The organism is Shewanella sp. LC6 (assembly GCF_006385735.2).
In the GTDB taxonomy this organism is placed as follows: Bacteria; Pseudomonadota; Gammaproteobacteria; order Enterobacterales; family Shewanellaceae; genus Shewanella; species Shewanella xiamenensis.
This window is the reverse complement of record NZ_CP043902.1, coordinates 2,813,130-2,834,009: the sequence shown is the minus strand read 5'-3', so window position 1 is coordinate 2,834,009 and position 20,880 is coordinate 2,813,130. Positions and strand designations below refer to the sequence as shown.

At 44.8% G+C, this 20,880-nt stretch carries 14 protein-coding genes; 10 read left to right on the top strand and 4 right to left on the bottom strand.

Features of this window, described 5'->3' with window-relative positions:
* Positions 1 to 113 precede the first annotated feature (113 nt).
* Complete coding sequence (locus tag FJD32_RS12815; protein ID WP_240199955.1) at positions 114 to 1,526, top strand: L,D-transpeptidase family protein; 1,413 nt, start codon at positions 114 to 116, stop codon at positions 1,524 to 1,526.
* Between the two features lie 123 nt (positions 1,527 to 1,649).
* Positions 1,650 to 2,198 (top strand): DUF882 domain-containing protein, encoded by a 549-nt coding sequence (locus tag FJD32_RS12810; RefSeq protein WP_037417980.1) that lies wholly within the window; start codon positions 1,650 to 1,652, stop codon positions 2,196 to 2,198.
* On the opposite strand, the gene FJD32_RS12805 is transcribed toward FJD32_RS12810, so the two are convergent.
* Positions 2,149 to 2,592, bottom strand: coding sequence for a hypothetical protein (locus FJD32_RS12805; RefSeq protein WP_037417982.1), 444 nt, complete (start codon positions 2,590 to 2,592; stop codon positions 2,149 to 2,151). The genes FJD32_RS12810 and FJD32_RS12805 overlap by 50 nt on opposite strands.
* A 312-nt stretch (positions 2,593 to 2,904) precedes the next feature.
* On the opposite strand from FJD32_RS12805, the gene rplY reads away from it, so the two are divergent.
* Positions 2,905 to 3,192, top strand: coding sequence for a 50S ribosomal protein L25 (gene rplY, locus FJD32_RS12800; RefSeq protein ID WP_037417983.1), 288 nt, complete (start codon positions 2,905 to 2,907; stop codon positions 3,190 to 3,192).
* Between the two features lie 196 nt (positions 3,193 to 3,388).
* On the opposite strand, the gene FJD32_RS12795 is transcribed toward rplY, so the two are convergent.
* The gene (locus FJD32_RS12795) at positions 3,389 to 7,573 is read right to left on the bottom strand and encodes a translocation/assembly module TamB domain-containing protein (protein ID WP_088585662.1); all 4,185 of its coding nucleotides are present in this window, start codon (positions 7,571 to 7,573) and stop codon (positions 3,389 to 3,391) included.
* On the bottom strand, positions 7,570 to 9,426 hold the full coding sequence (locus FJD32_RS12790; protein WP_037429113.1) for an autotransporter assembly complex family protein: 1,857 nt from the start codon (positions 9,424 to 9,426) through the stop codon (positions 7,570 to 7,572). The genes FJD32_RS12795 and FJD32_RS12790 overlap by 4 nt, the downstream gene beginning before the upstream one ends.
* A 120-nt stretch (positions 9,427 to 9,546) precedes the next feature.
* Between FJD32_RS12790 and FJD32_RS12785 the strand changes: the two genes are divergently transcribed.
* A complete protein-coding gene (locus FJD32_RS12785; protein ID WP_055648380.1) occupies positions 9,547 to 10,578 on the top strand; it encodes an isoaspartyl peptidase/L-asparaginase in 1,032 nt (343 codons plus the stop codon).
* 335 nt (positions 10,579 to 10,913) lie between these two features.
* Here the strand turns inward: FJD32_RS12785 and FJD32_RS12780 are convergent, their stop codons facing one another.
* Positions 10,914 to 13,625 carry an acetate--CoA ligase family protein gene (locus tag FJD32_RS12780; protein ID WP_055648381.1) on the bottom strand — a complete coding sequence of 904 codons (2,712 nt, stop codon included), beginning with the start codon at positions 13,623 to 13,625 and terminating at the stop codon, positions 10,914 to 10,916.
* Between the two features lie 431 nt (positions 13,626 to 14,056).
* On the opposite strand from FJD32_RS12780, the gene FJD32_RS25250 reads away from it, so the two are divergent.
* The 6 genes from FJD32_RS25250 (at position 14,057) to FJD32_RS12750 (ending at position 20,865) form a co-directional block, all read left to right on the top strand.
* Positions 14,057 to 14,815 (top strand): methyl-accepting chemotaxis protein, encoded by a 759-nt coding sequence (locus FJD32_RS25250; protein ID WP_140907348.1) that lies wholly within the window; start codon positions 14,057 to 14,059, stop codon positions 14,813 to 14,815.
* A 102-nt stretch (positions 14,816 to 14,917) separates the two neighbouring features.
* Positions 14,918 to 16,126: an IS4-like element IS10A family transposase gene (locus tag FJD32_RS12770; RefSeq protein WP_001206290.1), complete on the top strand. Its 1,209-nt coding sequence runs from the start codon at positions 14,918 to 14,920 to the stop codon at positions 16,124 to 16,126.
* A 343-nt stretch (positions 16,127 to 16,469) separates the two neighbouring features.
* The gene (locus FJD32_RS12765) at positions 16,470 to 17,438 is read left to right on the top strand and encodes a helix-turn-helix domain-containing protein (protein WP_047537563.1); all 969 of its coding nucleotides are present in this window, start codon (positions 16,470 to 16,472) and stop codon (positions 17,436 to 17,438) included.
* Positions 17,435 to 18,640: an EAL domain-containing response regulator gene (locus FJD32_RS12760; RefSeq protein ID WP_140906683.1), complete on the top strand. Its 1,206-nt coding sequence runs from the start codon at positions 17,435 to 17,437 to the stop codon at positions 18,638 to 18,640. Before FJD32_RS12765 ends, FJD32_RS12760 begins: the two co-directional genes overlap by 4 nt.
* Entirely contained in the window at positions 18,633 to 18,941 is a 309-nt protein-coding gene (locus FJD32_RS12755) for a hypothetical protein (protein ID WP_055648259.1), read from the top strand. Before FJD32_RS12760 ends, FJD32_RS12755 begins: the two co-directional genes overlap by 8 nt.
* Positions 18,931 to 20,865 (top strand): ATP-binding protein, encoded by a 1,935-nt coding sequence (locus FJD32_RS12750; protein WP_140906682.1) that lies wholly within the window; start codon positions 18,931 to 18,933, stop codon positions 20,863 to 20,865. The genes FJD32_RS12755 and FJD32_RS12750 overlap by 11 nt, the downstream gene beginning before the upstream one ends.
* Positions 20,866 to 20,880: the final 15 nt, after the last annotated feature.

Genomic DNA, 20,880 nt, shown 5'->3' with positions numbered 1-20,880 from the left:
CCTACCTAAGTTACTGTTGTCAAAGGGAGATGTCTATGGTGTTTGTGACTCGTTTTGCGCGGTGTTATCTCTTGGGGTGTTGCACATTTCAATGGTATTTAAAAGCGCTGTTGATGGTGCTTACATTCGTTTCGAGTGCACCACAAGCCGCTGAGTCTACCGAATTAACACATGGTTATACAGAGCTAGACATTTCTATTACACAACTACTCGATCAGACATTGTTGCTTGATCTTGCCGATGTCAGTCCGGTATTTCGAGCTAATTATCAAAAACTCAGCCAATGGCAACATCGGCCCTTGAGTACTGATGAACAAGCCGAACTGCTTAAGATGCACCAACAACTTGAACGCTATTGGTATTACCTCGATCAGCAAGCGGAATGTGTTGAACCTTGTATCAGTAAGGTATTTACTCAACAGGACACTCATTACCGAGCTGTGCTCTTTACGCTTAAACAGCTCATGAGGTTAGAGAACATGACTTCATGGGATACGTTAACACAGGAAGAAAAACTAAATCCCGGGCAGCAAAGTCCTTTGATTTTGCCAATTGCAAAGCGACTTTTTGTATTAGGCTTTCTGCCAAATGAACTCACTATCGAATCTGCTGAAGAGGTGAGTAATGGGATGATTTATCGCGATGAACTAGTGATAGCCATTAAGAAATTCCAGCAGCAACACGGCTTACAGGCCGATGGCGTGATAGGGAAACAAACCCTTTTCTGGCTTAACCAATCGCCCCATACTCGGGCTAAGTTACTGGCGAAAAATATGCTGAGACAGTGGATATTGACACCACAGTTACCAGCACGCTACCTACTGGTTAATATTCCAGCATTTGAGCTCCAGTTAGTTGAAGAAGGGAAGGTGACTTTACAGTCTAAAGTGATTGTCGGTAAAGCATCGCGGCCAACGCCTTTATTAAAAAGTCAAATTTCCAGTGTTGTGATGAACCCTGAATGGCGAGTGCCACGCACGATTATTCAACGTGATATCCTGCCGCATATTCGCCATGATGGGCATTATCTTACTGAACGAGAATTTGATGCTTACGATTATGATGGTAAGCGCGCCGAGCATTCTGCAGAACAATGGCAAGTACTCGCTTCATCGCATTTTCCTTATCAGTTGGTGCAACGGCCAGGACCCAAAAATGCCTTAGGCCGCTATAAATTTCATTTCGACAATAGTTTTAGTGTGTATTTGCATGGAACTTCTGAGCCAAGTCTCTTTAAAAAGGCTAACAGAGCTTTATCATCGGGCTGTATTCGGGTCGAGAAGGTTGAAGAATTAGCACGCTGGTTTAAGAGCCATTTAGTCAATGATCAGCGCCTTTGGGATAAGTTAAGTTCAGATATCACCCAATCCCAATGGTTTTCCTTGTCTGATAAGTTGCCCATATTTATTGTCTATTGGACGGTATGGCTTGATGACGCTGGGGAAGTGCAATATCGGAATGACATTTACCAGCAGGAGAGTGAGCTGAGTTATGTGGTTTCGGCAACGATTTTTAACATGCTCTAATTGATTGAACTTTTGAAGGATTTTTTAATCTGATTGTTTGCATGTCGATCAAGACTTGATCTAGATGGCAATTCACGATAATTTGCGTTCTCAGTGTCCAAAAAACAAACAGAAGGTGATGATGTGACCTTACTTTGTCCTGCCCGTAGGCAGTTGTTGTTAGGCCTCAGTGGTGTGGCATTGTGTTCCTTAATTCCTTCCAAAGCGATAGCGAGCCGTTCAACCAAAGGTGTGCGTGAGCTTAGCCTGTATAATCGCCATACGGGTGAATATAACAATGGTAGCTATTGGGTCGATGGCCATTATCAGAATGAAGTGTTGGCCGATTTTAGCCACTTGCTGCGAGATCACCGTCAAAATGTAACAGCACCGATGGATAAACGCTTATTTGATCTGCTTTATACGCTTAAGACGACGTTAAATACTGATAATGAAATCCATGTGATTTCTGGTTACCGCTCACCAAAAACCAATGCGATGTTGGCAGGTAAAAGTGGTGGTGTAGCTAAAAAAAGTTACCATATGCAAGGCATGGCAATGGATATTGCGATCCCTGGGGTCAAATTAAAGACAATCAGAGATGCGGCTTTATCACTTAAGCTAGGAGGCGTAGGCTATTATCCTAAGTCTGGTTTTGTGCACGTTGACTGCGGTCCTGTGCGGCATTGGTAGTTTGTATCTTTTGCTCAGTGTTTAATGAGAGCTGCTGATAAAATTGCAGCTCTAGCGTTTGGATGTCCTGTAAGTAATACTCGAGTAGCGGCAAAAAAACTTGTCCCAGTTTATTCATCTCACGGTGTTGCTGCCAATCACTAACCTGCTTATTCAGACTTTGTGAAAACTTAAATTGCCTTAGTCTTTGGCTCTCAACTGCCGGTGATTCACAGATCTGCATTAGCATGAGTAAACTGCGGTTTTTTTGTTGTGTGCAGGCGAGCAGTTCCAGCAATTTTAACTCTATCGTGGTCTGCTGATAGGGGACAGTTTTAATGAGTGAGACCAGTTCACGGGCTAATTGGCAGGAGAGTCGATTTTCTTGTTGCAATAAATACAGCTCGTGACACATGTTTTACAAGGCTGAAGTGGCAAAATTTGCTCGAGCTTAACAGGCATCGAATGGCTTAAGTGTGATCAAGATCGCGTGTTTTTCGATTCAGATCAAAGGTGTTTCGCCTATGTAACAGCGCTAGAACAAGTTTCCCAATTCAATAAATACTCTTGTTAATTGATAACGATATCCCATTATTACCCCATTGCATTCAGAGTCTGGCTGTTCTTGTACCTGCTGAGTAACTGTGTTAGTATGCGCGCGCTTTATATGAGTCACCATTGGTCGAGAATGGTGATACTTTTTACTCTAAATTTAAGTGAGAAACACATGTCTTACACTATCCCAGCACAAACCCGCACTGAAATAGGGAAAGGTTCGAGCCGCCGCCTACGTCATGCTGGTAAAGTTCCTGCCGTTATTTATGGCGCAGGCAAAGAGCCAGTTTCTATTGTTTTTGATCATAAAGACATCATCAACATTCAAGCTAACGCTGACTTCTATACTTCTGTAGTGACTATCGTATTAGATGGCAAAGAAGTAGGCGTTCGTGCACAAGCTATGCAACGCCACGCGTTCAAGCCAATCATTGAACACGTTGACTTCGTTTACGCTTAATTGCGTAATTGAAGCAAAAAGCGCCTATATGGCGCTTTTTTTTGTGGCTGCTTTTCACTCATCAAACTCTGATGCTTGCAAGTTAAGTGACTTTAACCATCAAACAATTGCTGGTGTTTAATCATTTTGCCTGTGCACAGCGTCAATATCATCATCGGCATGTAGCTCACTATTGTGTCTGCGTTCTAGCCAAGCACTACTTGATATTGAAATTGTAATAGATATCGAGGGATTGCCCTAAGGTACCGGATACGGTTTCAAGATAGAGTTGGGATAACAGGTAATATCTGACAGTCATCTCATATCCAGGATTGAATACGCCAACACCGTATTTGACTATAAGGTTATCACCGATAAAACCACTGATGGCAACGCGGCCCTCATCATTAGTATCGAGTTGCACGTTAGAGAAACCAAATTCTTCGATAATGCCCGCTGCTGTATTTCCAATATTATTAATTGCGCCACCGCCACCAACCTGAGCACTGAGTCCCAGCGCAGCTCCCATCATCAAGGAGTTGTTCTGCTCATTATTGGTACTGTTGAACCCGCTGCCTTTAATAATATAAGACAGAATTTCGGCTTGTTCCTTGGCAGGATTAGAGAAAAGGGTGACCACCGGCCGAGTTGGAGTACCAGTGACGCGCACTCCCGCGACCAGATCTTCGCTCTTAATTTCCCGAATTGCTTCAATATTTAAATTAGGGACAGAAGGTGGGCCTACAAATTGCACTTCACCCGTACGGATTTTCAGCGTTTGCCCCATAAACTTATAGTTGCCTTGTTTGACCTTAATATCTCCAAATAACAGGGGTGGGCGAAACGCCTGTTGCTGAAGTTTTAAGGTTCCCTGTAGCTTACCTTTGAGGCCCATACCATCGATTTTAAGATCGTTGCCAACGTTAATATTCAGGTCGGCCACAATGGCATAGGGGCTGGCTTTAGGTTGCGCGGCGGCAATTGAGTCATTGAAAACGACATCCTCTGACAAGGCTACACCACCCTCAGCCAGTTGCACTATCTTAATATTACCCGAGGGAACATCGACTACCCCTTTGACTTCAAGTTGTTGGCTGCTAAAAGCAATCGTGAGATCGGGCGATACATCTAAGAGTGCGAGTGGTGGTTGGATCACCGCCAGTTTATCGCCTTTGACGGCAAGTTCTCCGCTAAACTGCCCTTGAGGCCAACGCATTTGTCCCGTAATTCGGCCTAAACCATTGCCCATCATCCAGCGACCTTTAAGGGATGCCTGCTGACCGCCAAGATCCATCGACAGATCAATTTTATTGATAAGGGTAGGGTTCGCTGTCAGTGCAAGAGCTCCTTGAGTGAGCGAAACATTACCCGATACTTCGGGGGCATCTAGGGTACCAGCAAAGTTTAATTTGCTAGTCAGTAAGCCTTCTAGGGTATTGAGCTGTGGGAAAAATTCGCCAAGAGGTTGAAGGTTAATTTGTGTGATATTGGCATAACCCGACAACGAGCGGTCAGGCGTCACGTTAACAGTGAGTTCACTTTGCCAGCTTGCCACGTCCTGTGACTCAAAGTTGATAGACGACATTAGTCGTTTGGCATCTAAGTTAGCTTTTAAAGCAAGTTGCTGATATTTAATGGTGACTTCGCGATTTTTGGCGCGTTTGAGTTTGATGCTACCGGGATCGAAGTTAAAATCGACATTCGCCGTGGGTTTTCGCCCTGCGGTCCAAGCAAAGTTTGCCAATAGCGAAGAGCGACCATCCCAATCCATATTGCTTGGTAATACTGGGGCTAAAAGTTTACCAAGATTACCAGCATAACTTAGTTGCACCTCGCCTTTTTTACCTAGCGAGATTTGATTATCTAAACAAATCTTACTGTTAGGGTTGACTAGACAGAAGGGACTGACATTGCCTTTGGTTGTATTTTGATCCCATGCAACAAGGATATCTTTATCTATTTCCCAGCGACCAACAGGAGTTGCCAAGTTAATTTTATTCACTTGAGCTTGTAGTCGAGATTTTTTCATATCGTATTGACTGGTCACGCCAAGCTCGAGCCCCAAATCCCCAGTGGCACTTAGGGTCAGTTTTTGGTTTTGAATATCGCCCTTACTGCCAAAGGTGACGGTATCTAGATTCTGTGAACCGAGTTGTAGCGCCTTAGACTTGAGCGATAGGGCAAATTCGTGTGCATCCAAAGGCTTATAGTAGGCTTTGAGCGTGGATTCCCTCAGCTTAATATTTTGGTGCACCAGATCGACCAGTTGCGCGGTTAACTCAAGCTGTGGATGTTTTTCATCCCCAGTGACATTGATATCGGCCTGCAATTGGCCGCTGGCTTGGGGTAGCCATAAACCAAAGTCGGGGACTTGCAGCTTACCCTTAATGTTCCAGGTTTTGTTGGTTTCTCCCGCTAAAGTTAAGGTGGAACCCAGTACCTTGGCATTGACCCCTTTGGCGCTGATATACAGTTTATCGTTGATACTGACATCGGCGGTGATATCAAATGGATATCCCTGCAAGCTGCCCGACAGTTGAGTGTCCGCTAGAGCAACTTGCCACTGTTTATCTAACAAACGTCCCGTGGTCTGTAATTGTCCAGAGATTAAACTGTTTGGCAGGCTGCTGCTTGCAGTGGCAGGCATCGCCTTATCGGTATTTGTGCTCGGTGTGTTCGTGTCCTTATTTGGCGTTGATTCTGGCATCTGCGCTATTTCTGGCAGGGTGATTTCCTGTAATTTCAGGTTATCGAGCAATACCTTGGCTTTCCAATTGATCGCCTTAGCGTAATCTAGCTCACCAGTCACATCGATCGAACCTAGCTCGCCCTTAGCATTAAACTGCTTAATATCGAGTTTCGCATCTTGATGATGGAGTTCACCGCTAATGGCTAACATTTTATGAAAAGGTGTGGTGACATTTCCTTTGAGTATTGCGGCTTGTTGAGTAAGGGAGCCTTGGCTGTCGAGGTTAAGATCGCTGACGAGATACTCGGCATGTTGCAGTGGCCACTGTGCGCGGGCTTTCTCCAGTTTGACCTTGTAGGGAAGCGTGGGATCTTTCAGGGTCAATTGCCCATTGAGACTAAAATCGACATCTCCTTTTGCAAGGGCTTGAATACCGAGTTGTCCGACACTTTGGCTAAGCGTGAGGCTTAATTGTTGATGTGTCAGCTCCGGCAACTCGGCAACCTGAGTCACATTGGCCTTAACCTCAAGCGCGAGCGGATAGTCCTGTTCGAGGGCGAGTTGGCCCACCACAGAAAGATCTCCATAACTGTGGCCAAGTTGCAGTTTATCAAGGGTTAACTGATACTTGGCAAATTGCCCCTGAAGCTCAATATGGCTAAACAGATCTTCGCGTGGCCCAATCTGCAAACGGCTGTTGTCTAAGCTAAGTTGCTTTACATCCACCGGAAAAGGCATAAACACCTGCGGCAAATGGGCAAGTGCCCATTCCTCTGTAGATGTTTGCTTATCGGCGTTTTTATCAATTTGCTTTTCAGCCTGGGTATTCGCTGGCGTTTGCGCCGTAGCTCCCTTATTAGCAATGGGCTTATCCGCTGAAGCTTTAGCACTTGCTGTCGCCGCTGCAGTTGCAGCTGTCTCGGCTGCCTTGGTGTCAGTGACTTGTGTGCCTGTGATTTGAGTATCTGTGACTTGAATACTTGCGCCTTGAGGATCTGTGGCCTGTGTGTCTAGCACAGGGCTGTCTTCGGTAGGAATTAACACAGCCAAGCCTTCACTGCTAAGCTGCTCAACCGTCAGTCCTTCGGCAAACCAAGTCGCGGCGGTCTGAATATGATTGGCCGAAAAGCGCATCTTATCGACCGCAATATTGATGTTGTTCAGTTCGGCGCTGTCGAGCTTTATCCCAAAGGGCAGAACCAGTTCACTCGGCTCATCATTTTCGGGGGTAACGTCGTCTTCAGTGGAACCTGAGCTTAAGGCCTCGGTATCGATATTGACATCGATTTGGCTCGCCGTTAAAGCATTCACACACAGTTGTTTTTGTAGCAAACAAGTGGGTTGCCACGCCAAATGTAAATTCTTGAGCTCAACGTTAATCCCTTCCATCGACCAACTGGCGTGGGCTAAGGTGAGATCCTTATTTAAGGAGCCTGAGGTGTAGGTGAGCGCCAGATCGGGCACAAATTTATCGGCTAAGCCGACACTGATCCGTGAGCCAATTTCAGTCCCCAGCAGTAATGCCATCATCACCAAGAGAGTTAAGGGGACGTAAACAATAATGCGCGTAAAGAGTTTAAATATTTGCCATAGGCGCAGCTTTAGGGTTTTAGGCGGAACACAAGTTGGGTTTTGTTCCACAGTTTGTGGCTCATGCGTTTGATTTTCATGTTGAGCGGATGTATTGGGCTCATGAATTGGGGGCTGACTCATAATTCTGTCCCCATGGTTAAGTGAATACGCCATGAGCGGTCGATAGTGTCTGTCTCTTTCAAACCTACCCCTAAATCCAACTTAATTGGGCCGATGGGGGATATCCAATGGATACCACCGCCTACGGCGATAACTGGCTCAAACTGATTGTTATCAAAAGCGTTACCCGCATCGACAAAGGTAGCAACCCGCCATGTTGGTGTAACGTAATATTGATATTCCAAACTACCAACCATTAAGTAACGGCCACCGATAACCTCCCGATTGACCTTGCCATCGGCATCGATATAGTCCAGATAAGGGCCTAACTCTTGATAGCCATAGCCGCGAATGGTTTGGTCACCACCTGCAAAGTAACGCAGTGATGGTGGGATCAAGGCTAACTCATTTTCATTGGCAAGGTTGGCGGCGAGATCCATACGCGCCACGATTCTGTGGTTATCAAAAAAGGTGTCAATCCACTTAAATTTTGCCTGCAAGCGGGCAAGGCGTGTTTCTGAGCCTAGATAAGGATCGGCATAATCTAGGCTGTATATTTGCCTAAAACCGGATTTGGGATCGAGGGTGTTATCGCCACGGGTAGTTTTAGAAAAGTTAATCCCCGCAAGGTAAAAACTGGGGCTGTAGTTGATATCTGACTGAGTATATTCTTCACGAATGGCATCGAGGGAATAGCTCATGAGCCATTGATTTTCCAGCCGTTGCTGTCTTAATAGACCGAGTAAATACTTGGTCGCTTCTAGCTGCCCTGTGTTGCGAAAATCACGATTTTCAGGCTCGTAAACTTGTGTAACCCCATATTTATCCCGCAACAATCCTAAACGAATTTTGAGTTGATCGTCTAAGGGATGCGTCAGTGGAATGGTATAAGTGGTTAAAAACTTGGGCCTGTCTGGCGACCACTCCAAACTGGTTTCTTGGGAATGGCCGTATTTATTGATCTGCGGGGTTCGCCAAGTAACACGCACCCTAGGATCGAAGGTCTTATCTGCGCTTTGGCCGATATCACCACCTAAGCCTAATTCGATGGAATGGCTGGCTTTATCGGTCAACTCTACCTTGACGGGCAGTTGATTATCTTTTGCCTGATCGAGCTGTGGGATCACTTTAATATTGGAAAAATAACCCGTATCCAGCAATTGACGGTTAAGGGCGCTGACTCTGCGAGTCGAATAGGCCGCATCTTCCTTAAAGGGGATAAGTTTGGTGAGAATATCCGGCTCTAAGGTATGACCTTCAAAACTGACTTGGCCAAAATGGTAACGTGCGCCAGAGTTAAAATGCAGGCTGATTTGGGCGGTGTTTAAATCGCGGTTGATGTTAATCTGTGATTCTGTAAATTCGCCATCGAAATAGCCTCGCGCGAGGGCGAGCGTCACCAGTTGAGATTTGACATCCGAATATATGCCGTGGTTTAGCGTATCACCGGGCTTAATATTGACCTCAGCAAGCCATTTGTCGAAGGCTCGGTCGTCAAGCATTTCGCCTGAAAAATTAATATCGACCCATTGAATTTTAACCGGTTCACCTGCATTGACCGTAAGCTTGAGTTCCCAAGGACCTTTCTCTTTCTCGACTAAATGTTCCTCCAACTCTCCATGGTAATACCCCATAGACTCGAGGGCGGTGGTAACATTGTCTTCCACATTAAATAAGAAGGCTCGACGCTGCACTTCGGAGTCAGGCATTGCACCTAAGTGGGCGAGAATATTACGTTTCAGGGCTTCGTCGACCCCATTGACTGAAAGCGTTAAAAAGTTATCAGCGGCCATAGTCGCTGATGCCACTAAACTTAGACTCAGTAGCAAATGAAGACGAAAAGATAATGAGGTAATTTGCAAGAATCGCTGCACTTTATAGTCCCTGTGATGTGACTTCATTGTCGCCAGAATAGCGTTAACAGGCAAGGAGATGATTGAAATTAGTCATTGAAATGGTTACAAAGGACGTTACTGTTTAAGGGGATGTAAATAATGAAAATAAAATTAGCCACCTTTAGTTTAATTCTCTCGAGTGCACTTTTTATGTCACAAAATACCCAAGCAAATGAAAAACCTTTTGCCATTGCGATCCACGGTGGCGCAGGCACGATTTCTAAAGCCAATCTCACGCCTGAACTGCGACAAGCCTATAAAGATAAACTAAAAGAAGCCGTCGATAAGGGCTCAAAAATATTAGAACAGGGTGGCGATAGCATACTTGCCGTACAAACAGCCATCAATGTATTGGAAAACAGCCCATTGTTTAACGCCGGTGTCGGTTCGGTTTACACCTATGATGGTGGTCATGAGTTAGATGCCTCTATCATGGATGGTAAAACCATGAATGCAGGCGCTGTGGCAGGTGTACGCCATATTGCTAATCCAATCGATTTAGCTATAGCGGTGATGAATAAGTCCGAGCATGTGATGCTCTCGGGCGCGGGTACTGAGGAGTTTGCCTTGACTCAAGGTTTTACGCTGGTACCTAACAGCCATTTTGATAGCGATGCCCGTTATCAGCAATTACTCGATGCCAGACAAAACTTGCAGGCGGCTGAAAAGTCCGAGCAAATTGCAGGCATTGAGATGAAAGATCTCGATTATAAATTTGGCACCGTTGGCGCAGTCGCTTTAGACAAAAACGGTAACTTAGCGGCGGGGACATCCACCGGCGGCATGACGGCTAAGCGCTTTGGCCGGATCGGGGATTCGCCAGTGATTGGTGCGGGCACTTATGCGGAAAACGGCGTTTGCGCTGTATCTGCAACGGGTCACGGTGAGTTTTTTATTCGCTACCAAGTGGCGGGCGATATCTGCGCCAAGGTGAAATACCAGCAAAAATCCATTATTCAAGCGGCGGATGAAGTGATTAATCAACGTCTTATCACGGCGGGCGGTTCTGGTGGGGTGATTGCGGTTGATCATCGAGGCAATGTTGCTACCCCCTTTAATACTGAGGGGATGTACCGTGCAACCCGCACCAATGGTGAACCCGCACAGGTAATGATTTGGCAGGATCAATAATGTGAGTCACCTGCGATCATCACAAAGAATAAGTGTCGCATAAGCGGCACTTATTATTTGTAAGACATTAGGGTGTGTTGACGTTTCGAGATTAAATGTTGATCGTTCCGGCAGTACGTGCTCGCGAAACGAGGAATGCTGTGTCGTTATTCTACTCAAATGACGAACGGCTCTTATGGCAGGAAGTAAGTCGAACCCTTGAGGAAGCATTTAGCTGGCGTTTCTGCCGCATTATCGTCCGTTTATGTAGAATAACTACACGGACTTTGCCTTGCATAAACGCCCGCCAAATTGCTGCAAAAATAACCCTAAAACGTCAACATACCCTAGGTATATCATGTATTGACAGGGCTGTTACTTTTGAGGTCCATATGCATTTTGATTAGATGCTCTTCCATATCGAAGGTCACCTTAAAGCCTAGGCTTTTAGCAAGACTTGCCATATTGCGGTTTTCAAACATGGTAAAGCCTGTAAGCACAGGGGTGTCATTGGCTTGATAGTATTTAATCAATTTTTCAAGCAGCAGTTTACCTAGCCCAATGCCTTGGTGATCCCCCCGTACCGCCATAGCAAATTCTGCCTCGGTATTATCGGGGTCGATGGAGGCCCTTACCGCGCCTAAGGTAATGTCATCACCGTCCGGTCCTTTGGCCGTAGCGATAAAGGCCATTTCGCGGGCATAATCGATTTGAGTCAATACCGCCATTTCCTCGTGGGTCATTTTCGAGCGTACGCCAAAATAGCGTTTATATCTGTCCTCATCGGAGAGGGAGTTATCAAAGGCCAAATGTTTAGGCTCATCCTCGGGAAGAATGGGGCGAAGCATCACTCTGAGGCCATTTTTTAGCTCGGCAAATTCTTCTAACTCTTTGGGGTAGGGCATGATGGCAAGTCGAGAGGGATTATCCGTATTGGCATCGTGTAGGCGGATATTCACATCGAGCAGGGTAATGTTTTCCCCCGCCGCCAGTACAGGGTTGAGATCCAGCGCCGCAATCTCTGGACAGTCGATAATTATGTGGGATATTTGCGTCAGCATCACGCATAGGGCGTTCATATCAAGCCCTAGTGGCAAATGCCGATCTTTTAACTTATGGGTTTTTAGGGCTTGGATGACCATATAACGGGCCAGTGCCATATTGAGTGGAGGCAAAGCAACCGCCGCATCCTGAGTCGGATCCCATTCTGAGCCGCCTTCACCCAAACAGATGGCTGGGCCAAAGACGGGATCGCTAATCACGGCGACACGGATTTCCTGCGCGCCCGCAGTCAGTGCCATCTTTTGTACTATCATGCCTTCGATAATGGCGTCCGGATTGGCCTGATGTACCCGCTGGGTAATTGCATTCGCGGCATGGCGAATGTCTTCCTCCGAGGTCAGATTAAGCATCACCCCGTGAACATCGGATTTATGCAAAATATTGGGTGATTGCACCTTGAGCGCAAGGGGGTAACCTGCCTCATTGGCTATAGCGACGGCCTCATCAGCATCTTTGACAAACCAAGTGTCGATAGTATTGAGGCCATAGGCGCGCAAAATCGGGCTGGCTTCATGGGTTTCGAGTACCGCTTTACCCTTGGCCTGCGCCGCTTGCAGCAATTTTCGCGCTGTTTGGCTATCGGTCGGAATATTGTCGGGGATCGACTGCGGCACTTCCTGTAGCAGTTTTTGATTGCGACGATATTCCACCATATGCATAAAGGCGCCTACTGCCCCTTCGGGGGTGCGATAGGTGGAGATGCCGCCCTTGGTAAAGCGTTTGCGGGCTTGATAGGCCGAGTCTTCACCGCTCCAGTTGGTGAGGATATTTAAACGGTTTTTCTTCGGATGCGCGTGGATAACTTTAATTAAGGCATCGGCAATCTCGACACTTTCACCAAGGGCTGAGGGCGAATGCAATACTAAAATGGCATCTAATTCCTCACTATCCATTAGGATGGAGAGCGCATTGGCATAGCGGCTAGCATTCGCATCACCGATAATATCCACCGGATTTTGCTTCGACCACGTCGAGGGCAGTACTGCATCAAGCTTAGCAAGCGTGTCTGGGGATAATTCTGCTAATTTCCCGCCGCGGAGGATCAGTTCATCGACGGCTAATACCGCGGGCCCGCCACCATTACTGATAATACCTAATCGCTCTCCCTGCAGTGGATTGGAGTGGGCAAGGCTTTCAACCGCGGCAAAAAGTTCTATTAAATCATTTACCCTCAGCATCCCCGCGCGCCTAAAGGCGGCTTCATACACAGCATCATTACCACCGATACCGCCCGTATGTTGTTTCGCGGCCCGTACGCCTTCGGCGCTGCGGCCCGATTTAATCACTAAAATCGGTTTATTACGCGAGGCTGCTCGGGCAGCAGAGAGAAAATGGCGCTTCTCATTAACTGAGTCGATATACAGCATAATGGCACTGGTACGGCTATCGCGGCCGAGATAATCGAGCAGTTCATCGAAGTTAATATCAGTGGCATCGCCAAGGGAAATAAAAGACGAAAAGCCAATCCCTTTGTTATTTGCCCAATCGAGCACTGTGGTGCATATTGCCGCTGATTGGGATACAAACGCAATTTTGCCGGGTAAGGCACTCGCATGGGCAAGGCTAGCATTGAGTCCTAAGGGCGGTAAAAGCATCCCTAAACTATTAGGACCAAGGATACGCATGCCATAACGTTTGGCATGTTGCATGGCTAGGTCGAGTAAGCTTACACCATCATCGTTGACTTCCTGCGCCATCCCAGAAGCCATAATAATTGCCACTTTACAGCCAAATTGCGCGAGAGTTTCGACAATCGCGGGTACACGGCTAGCACGAGTACAAATCACCGCGAGGTCGGGTTTTATCGGTAAGGCTTCAATGTTGGGATAAGCAAGCACGCCCATTACCGCGCGATATTTGGGCGTAACGGGCATGATGGGCCCAGAAAACCCGCTGGAGAGCAGGTTTTTCATCAGCACATTACCTGCACGTTTCTCGCTATTAGAGGCGCCAATGATGGCAACGGATGTGGGTTTAAATAAGGAATGTAGTGTACGTTGACTCATAAATGATCCCATCCCAGACGAAGACGCTGCCAGTGTAACCTACGCACGTGGGGCTGCACAGTTTTGATTCAGGTATTGCGCGGTAAGTTTATTAGTAAATCATTAAGTTAAATGCGGTAAACATCATATTTTTATCTTTAATGAAACATTTTTAGTAAGAGCGAAATCTCTGACTACAGAAGCGAAAACCTGTGGGCTTTGCGGAGATTTTGGCGGCCAAATGCTACAAGGCTGCAGATGGCAAACGTCTACTCCTTGCCTCTCGTCATCTGAGTCGACGTATTACGAGAGTATAAGCTTGCCAGAGCGAAGATAATCTAATCAAGAAATGTCAACACGCCCTAAACAAAGTAAAAATTTTCCGTATTTGTTTGAAAACCCCTGAATCTCAAACTACTTTTTACACACGGATAAATTATTGTGAAGTGTTTATGAGATACATGGATGGCATCATCGGAGTCTTTGCAATAGCAATAGGTTACTTGGTGGGGTCTATTACCCTTTGGCTCCTCAGTCCGGTGTTGGCGGTTGCCGTGATGTTATGTTGGCAATTTTACCGTCAGCAGCAATCTTCGGTGGTGTTTAGCACCTCTCAAGTAGAACAACGGGATGACGTCGCTCTTGGTTGGCAAACGCATCAACGCTTATACCAAGAGGCGATTGCGACTGTGAGTGAATGTGAAAATAATATCCATAATGTCCTGCGGGTTCAGGAGGATGCGGTTAATTTACTCGGAGATTCTTTTGATGGCTTAGGCCGGCTGATGACTGAGCAAACGGGATTTATCTCTGATCTAGTAAAAAGTACCGATGATGCTGAGATATTTCACTCCGAGCAGATGAAACAATTTGCGAATAATACGTCGCAAACGTTAGAACGCTTTATTCAATCCACCATAGAAATGTCTGCCTCAACAATGGAATTGCTTGAGAAAGTTAACCTTATTTACGAATCCATGCCGCAGGCGATGAAGGCCTTACAGGATATCGATCAAATATCTTCTCAAACAAACTTACTCGCTTTAAATGCCGCGATTGAGGCGGCGCGTGCTGGGGAAGCGGGCAGAGGCTTTGCGGTCGTGGCGGATGAAGTGCGTGCATTGTCTAACCGCAGTTCTGGATTTAGTGAAAGTATTCAAAAACAACTGAGATCCATTCAGAATCAGATTGAACAACTCACCCAGCACTGAAGAATCCCCTGATGATTTACAAATAAATCATCAAATTAGAGTGGAAGCGCATCTTGTTGCATGATCAAATGGTTTCGCTAAAAACTACACTTGGACAACAAGATGCGCGAAGCCAATATCCTACAACATTCTTTACACCAATACTGCCCAGAACTTCACCTAAAACGATTAAACAGCTTGATGCTGGCCTCTAAGGCACTGATTGAATGTAAGACACTGACCTTGACTGAGTTAGGTCGAAATTTACCAACCACGGCCCGAACCAAGCACAACATCAAGCGCATTGATCGTTTGCTCGGCAACACGCATCTGCATCAAGAACGGTTAGCTGTCTACCAATGGCATGCCAGCCTCATCTGTTCTGGTAACCCTATGCCGATTGTGCTCGTCGATTGGTCAGACATCCGAGAGCATAAACGCATCATGGCTCTGCGCGCCTCAATAGCCTTCAATGGCCGCTCTATTACCCTGTATGAGAAGTCCTATCCCCTATCAGAACAATGCTCTAAGGCCTCCCACAACGGTTTTTTAGCGGACTTAGCCAAGATTTTACCTTTGCATGTTACCCCTCTCATCGTGACTGACGCGGGGTTCAAAGTGCCTTGGTACAAAGAGGTTGAGGCGCATGGTTGGTTTTGGCTAAGCCGTATTCGCGGTACAGTTCAATTTGCAGATATTGGCGCTGAAAATTGGCGTGCAGTTCGCAGTACACATGACTTGGCCAACGGTCAAGCGAAGAGCCTGGGTTGTAAGACCTTGACCAAAACTAACCCTATCAATTGCCATCTCACGCTTTATCGTAGCAAACCTAAGGGGCGTACAAATCAGCGTTCAACGAGGACTAATTGCCACCATCCATCGGCAAAAACGTACTCAACATCGGCGAAAGAGCCTTGGGTGTTAGCCAGCAATTTACCACCAGAATCTCGGAGCCCAAAGCAGCTGGTAAACCTGTACGCCAAACGTATGCAAATAGAGGAAACCTTTCGTGACCTCAAAAGCCCGGCATACGGCTTTGGCTTACGCCAAAGTCGTACCAACAGTCCAGAGCGATTCGACATCATCCTACTGATAGCGTTGATGGTTCAATGCCTGTTGTGGCTAGTTGGTTTACACGCACAGCAACAGGGCTGGGATAAGCATTTTCAGGCCAATACCATTGGGCATCGAACGGTACTCTCAACGATTCGCTTGGGATTGGAGGTGCTCAGGCGGCCTGATTATCAAATCACGGAGAAAGAATTGCTGGCGGCCTGGGTATTATTCGCCAATCAGTTGCTCAAATATGGCTATGCTATGGCTGATTTATGAGGGGATCCTTCAGTGTATCGCCAGTAATACAGCTTGTTCGAATAGATATTACCGCATGGATCACTAGACACTTTTTCCCATGACATACTGTAATAGTGCCATGGTCTTATTTAAAAGATGGCACTTATACTGCTATTACCGTAGCAAAATTATGGTTATATGGCTAAATCTATAAAGGTATAAGTGATGCAAGAAGAGAAAATCACTGGTCTCTATTTTGTGGAAGAACAGCAACGTATCTGGATTATCTATACCCTAAGGTATCCAGAACCAATAGATGATGTTGACCTTGAGACATATATGGAGCTGCTTGAGAAAATAAAAAAGACTGATGGAACACGCTATGATTTGTACACCTATCTCCTATCAAAGCAAAACAAGTGCACAGACATTCTCCAATTTCTTAAAACACACACGCACTGAAAATCAACTTTCACAGGAAGATTTATGTTGTTTACTCAGGGAAAAAAGTTGTTTATTTGATGCTTTAGATGCGATTACGATTAGCCGTTGGGAGCGAGGAGTCAATATTCCATCGCTAGCAAAACAGGCAGAAATTGTAGAAATTTTTGGTTCAGAATTATTTGATATTTATCGGCAGGATAAAAGTTTTGTTAGTGAAGGACTCGCCTCGATTAATTTATTTGATTCGAGTGTCGAACGTAGCGAACATCCTTATTATCGTAATAAACCTTATCGTGTCGAATTTATTGATAACCATCATGATAACTTTATGACCTTACTACAGTTGAGCTTGGTGTATGAGAGTAACCCCCGGCTTTGTTTGAATAATTGCCAATTATCGCAACCCTTTTTTTTGGGATTATCGCTCGTTGTTGCATTTAGTTTTGGTGAGCAGATTGTTGGGCATTGTTTATTTTGCCGCACGCACGCTAAGGTCGCGCTCGAATTTATGAATGATGAAGTGGATTTGTTTGAGGTTATTAGCCATAACAGTCAGTCTAGCCCCGATACCTTAATGGTGTTTTCTTCTTTTGGTGTCACACCTCATATTGAAAACTATATGATGTCTGTCTACCTGAATGAAATGGCTTTATGTCGTTCGATAAAGTACTTAAGTTTCAGCATCTGTGATGAATCCTTAAAAAGGAAGCTTTCCCAATTCAAGTTACCTATTTTTAAAATTAGAACCTTAGAAAACAATCATAGATCTATAAAAAATTATTCCTTTTTCGCTAGTAGAACCGAAGTCATGGCTAATCGAAATTTGCTGAAATTATCGGTTATTCCTTCGGCTAAGTCTCAGACAATCGATCCTATTTTCTTTATGCAGCTAGAGACCAATATATGAATATACTCATTATTGATGATCAAAAATTTATCCGAGAAACGCTCAAAGCGGATATCAATAAATGTTTAGCCGAAAATGAAATTAATATTTATGAAGCCAGTAATGGCAATCAAGGGATTGATTTAATTATGGGGTTAAATGTATCACTCGATCTCATCATTATCGATTTGAAGATGGAGCAGGGCGATGGTATTGCTGTCATCAATATGTTGGCGACTGAGCCTCGGTGGATGTCGATTCCGATTGCCGTGATCAGTTCTTCCGATAAACGAACTCTTGAATTGGTAGACTGTATTATTCATACACTCAGGTTAAACCTATTGGGTGTGTTTGCAAAGCCTGTCAATGCCAGTGATATCTTAATGCCATTGCTTACGACCGACACCGAAGATGTGCCTGAGTCAACTACGCATCGTCATCGAGGTCACCGACATGCAAATATCAACGTTCAACAGTTACTTAAGGATGAACAGTTGATCCTCTGTTACCAGCCAAAGATTAATTTAAAAACCCAAGAAATTACTGGTTTTGAGGTGTTGTCTCGTTTATGTGATCGCCACCATGGTTATATTTATCCCGACGTATTTTTGCCTTTAATCAATCAGCAGGGATTAAACAGTATTTTTTCGCGGATGGTGATTTCTCAGGCATTGCAGTGTTGGCTACGCCAGCCTCTACTCACCCCATTTTCATTATCAATCAATATTACGGCAGATGATCTCACCTGTGAGGAATTAATTGAATACATTATCGAGTCTAGTCGTGCTCATACGGGGATTCACTTAATTTTAGAGTTAACTGAATCACAGGAAATCATTAATCAAGATCGAGTTCTTAATTCGATTGCCCGGCTCATTATTAATAATATTGATATTTCACTGGATGATTTTGGTAAAAGCTATTCGACCTATGATCGTCTTGATGCTATTCCTTTTAAAGAAATAAAAATTGATAAAAGTTTTGTCTCCGATATGGATATCAATCATCAACATTATTTAATTGTTGAGTCGACCATTGCCCTAGCGCAAAAGATGCACGTAAAAGTAGTTGCCGAAGGCGTAGAAACAGCCGCTATTGCCGCTATTTTGACAGCCTTAGGTTGTGATGTGGCACAGGGATATTTGTATAGTCCACCCATTGAAGGTCGTTACCTTATTAACTGGATAGGCCATTATCAAAGTGAGTGTTTAATACATGAATAATCATGGGCTTGAACACCAAGTGAAGCAAGCGCTGTCAGTTTTTTTGGCGCAATATCAACAGCCGCAGCAACAAGTGTTAAGGCGAGCTTTACTCATAGAGCTTGAACGCATGAGTCTGCAACTTATGTCACTCAACGCTGAAGAATGTTTTTCTGATCTTAGGCATGAGTTTTTGGGGATGACGAGTTATCTCGCCTTGGATGAGACGTTGTGTGTTTCAAATTTGGCTTCAGTATCGGCTTTTAACACCCAGATCCAATTTTTGTTAAATGCCGTAAAGGAGCAAGATAATGGGGAGTAAATATACTTCAAGCATGTACTTGCTTACCGGGTTATTTATTACGCTGATTATTATTTGCTTAACGCTTGCCCATTCAATTAATGAATTTAAAGCGGTTTATCAAAAAAAAGCTCAGGCAGTATTTTCATCATCCCAAGATATGTTTTTACAACACCGTATTATGTTAGATGCATTGCGATCGTTTTTTAATGCTTCCGCTGCGGTGACCACAAAAGAATTTGAAGTATTTGCTAAGGATTTGCTGAAGATCAAATCTGCTGTTGCCTTCACATTAACCCCTGAACTCGAACTGGCGTATATTTCTGATCCATCCATCTTGCCAGAACTTAAACCATTAACATTAAGTATGATGGACAACGGGAGTTTACACGCCAGGCTAATCAATTATACCCTTTTGACCGTTAAGATTGATGAACCTCAGATGCCTTATTTGATTTATGCCATTTCCCAAAAAAGGATTTTGACGCGTATCGATCAAGAGCAAGATGTATGCATTACGTATCAGTTCGAGCATTCAATTTTACGAAGCGCTTTCTGTGATATCCCAGCTGCAACGGGGATTTGGCGCTTATTTGCCTATTCAGATCGTCAGTTTATTACATTGAACGAATATCAGACCCGTTTCAATTTACAGGTTTATTATCAGGTACCTCGAGCGGAAGTGATTGAGCTTTTCGTTATAATCCTATCGATTGCGCTTCTTGGGCTAGCATTTTCGCTACTATGGTTTTTTAAAGCGAAACATCAACAGCTTATTGAACGCATCGAATGTGAAAATCGTTCGAAATTAGCGGTAATGGCCAGTATTAATCATGAGATCCGCACGCCAATAAATGCGTTGCTTGGTTATAGCCGGATGCTCAAGAAAACTCTTTCAATACCATCCGAGCCAGTGCAGCAGGGCACATCAAAACAGGAGCTAAGCCATATTGTCGATAAAATGATCTGGTCAGCAAATTTGCTTTATTCGGTTGCTGAAAACACATTAAATTACAGTAAGGCTGAAGTTGGAAAACTCACATTAGATCAGCATGCGATTAACCTCAGAGAATATGTTGGTCGCATTCAAGAATACTATCAAGCTTTCAATACTACTTCGGGTAAAACCCTCACGGTGTCGGTGAGTGATAGGTTACCTGACTTGCTTAAGCTTGATGGCACTAAGCTATTCCAACTTGTCACCAATATTATTAATAATGCTTTTAAATACAGTACTGGTGAGCAGGTACACTGTTATATGGATTTGCATCCTTCATTTAATCAAGCTTCAGCTTCACCTATGTTGAGGGTGTTGATCCGTGATTTTGGTGAAGGTATGCCTATGCAAGCAAAGCGGGCGTTAGATAGTCCCTTTATTTATCAATCACTGTCCAGCTCCTATGGTATTTCGGGAATAGGGCTTGGGCTTTATACCTGTAAGCGATTATTGGAGCAGATTGGCGGTAAATTACGGATACGCAGTCAGCAAGGACGAGGAACCACGGTATTAATGCACTTTCCGTGTCAGTTTTATCACCAGAAGCAGGAGCCAATACACCGTTATACCCAGCAACCATTACTATTGGTGGATGATAATCTGTTTAATCTTGAGATTTGCCGTGGAGCGCTCGAGTCCCATTTTGCCCAAATCCACTGTACAGATCAGGCTGAATCGGCGTTAAGGCTATTTAAAACGCTGCGGCCACGATTGGTGATTGTCGATTATCGGTTAAAGGAGACTGACGGATTAGTGTTAATCCAACAAATGCGCCAGCTTATCATTGAGATGGATGATAGTACTTGGGAATGCCAGTATTTTCTGCTTTCAGCCAATGATAGTGATGAGATCCCAGCACTTGGGCGATTTCCCGATGTGGTCTTTATCCAAAAGCCCTTTAGTTTAGAAGTGTTTTTGAGCAAATTAGCGGCAATTACGCCAGTATAGGATGGCTACTGGTTA